Genomic DNA, 1,604 nt, shown 5'->3' with positions numbered 1-1,604 from the left:
TAGAGATGAAAAATTCTGCTTCTAGTATGCAAGGCACATCTATTAAGGGAATATCATCCTCAGAAATAAAATCAAAAAAACTATTCATTCCTAAAGATGAAGAACAACAAAAAATAGTTTCTTTTCTATCATTACTAGATGATAGAATCCAAACCCAAAGCAAAATAATTAACAATCTTCAATCCCAAATCAAAGAGTTGTCCAAAAAGATATTTTTACAACAAATGAGCCTAAAAGATGATAATGGGATTAATTTTCCTGAATGGGAAATTAGGTTTGGAAATGAAATATTTAACAATATATCTAACAAAAATCATAACTCCGACCTGCCAATTTTGGCCATTACTCAAGAACATGGTGCAATTCCAAGGAATTTGATAGAATATCAAATTTCAGTAACAGATAAAAGCATTAAAAGTTATAAAGTCGTTGAAGTTGGAGATTTCATTATTAGTCTTAGAAGTTTTCAAGGTGGAATCGAATATTCAAATTACAAGGGAATCTGTAGCCCAGCATATATTATTTTAAGAGCAAAAATTGATATTAATAATCTTTTTTATAAGTATTATTTAAAAACTGAAAATTACATTAAATCATTAAATGAGAAATTAGAGGGCATAAGGGATGGCAAAATGATAAGTTATAAATATTTTTCTGATATAAGTTTACCATACCCCTCATTAGAGGAGCAAAATAAAATCTCAGATATGTTTTCAGTCTTTGAGAAAAAAATTGATATTGAAAAACAATTACTTCTTAAATATGAAAATCAAAAAAAGTACCTTTTGCAAAATCTGTTCATATAAAAAGGTTTGATAGTAAATATTGCTTCTGATTCTTATACGCCTTCAATATATTAATTTCTAATTCAATTTTACTGTCCATATTCAAAAGAATACTTGCAATATGAGCTTGTTCTTTAATTACTGGAACGGGGATTTTTAATGATTTTATGATTTCTGCGGAAAGATTACCTTGTCCACCCTGTAAGAACGTACTTAAGATATTTTCTTTTTGAAATTTTAAGTAATTTAATAGGTAAACAATATTTAAATCAGTTCTTAAGCATAAAATAGCTTGATTTATCGCTCCTTTAATTTTTGAAATGCCAACTTCACCACTAGTTGTTCCATATAATGCATAAATTAAATCTCCAATTTCTACTATTTTAGCAGATGAATTTTTTAGACCTTCTTCTGAAATATATTGTTCTGTGGAAGATGCATTTATTTCTCCTGATCTAATAAAAGGGATATTTCCGTCAAAATAGTGTCTTTTAGTTGTCAAAGGTGTTCCTCCAGAAAAAAAAGCTCCAAGTTGTCTTAGCTTTTTAGTTTCCCAGTTTGGATAACTGTTGCCATTATTGTCTTTAAAACATAAATCTTGACTAAGCAACTTTTTTCTAAGGATTTGAATTAAGGTTTTTAGCTTATCAATTATTTTGCTTTGGGTTTGGATTCTATCATCTAGTAATGATAGAAAAGAAACTATTTTTTGTTGTTCTTCATCTTTAGGAATGAATAGTTTTTTTGATTTTATTTCTGAGGATGATATTCCCTTAATAGATGTGCCTTGCATACTAGAAGCAGAATTTTTCATCTCTA

Annotated in this window: 2 protein-coding genes; one reads left to right on the top strand and one right to left on the bottom strand. The window is 28.0% G+C overall.

Annotation, left to right across the window (positions count from 1 at the left end; translation table 11 throughout):
- Positions 1–806: restriction endonuclease subunit S (locus AW17_RS23375; protein ID WP_036670841.1), on the top strand; the 806-nt coding region annotated here is incomplete at its 5' end.
- On the opposite strand, the gene AW17_RS23370 is transcribed toward AW17_RS23375, so the two are convergent.
- The coding region (locus AW17_RS23370; protein WP_029280792.1) for a restriction endonuclease subunit S at positions 799–1,604 on the bottom strand (806 nt) is incomplete at its 5' end. The genes AW17_RS23375 and AW17_RS23370 overlap by 8 nt on opposite strands.

Source organism: Pedobacter borealis DSM 19626, assembly GCF_000708285.2.
Classification (GTDB): Bacteria; Bacteroidota; Bacteroidia; order Sphingobacteriales; family Sphingobacteriaceae; genus Pedobacter; species Pedobacter borealis.
Note: the sequence above shows the minus strand (reverse complement) of the source record. Positions and strands in the feature narration are given on the sequence as shown.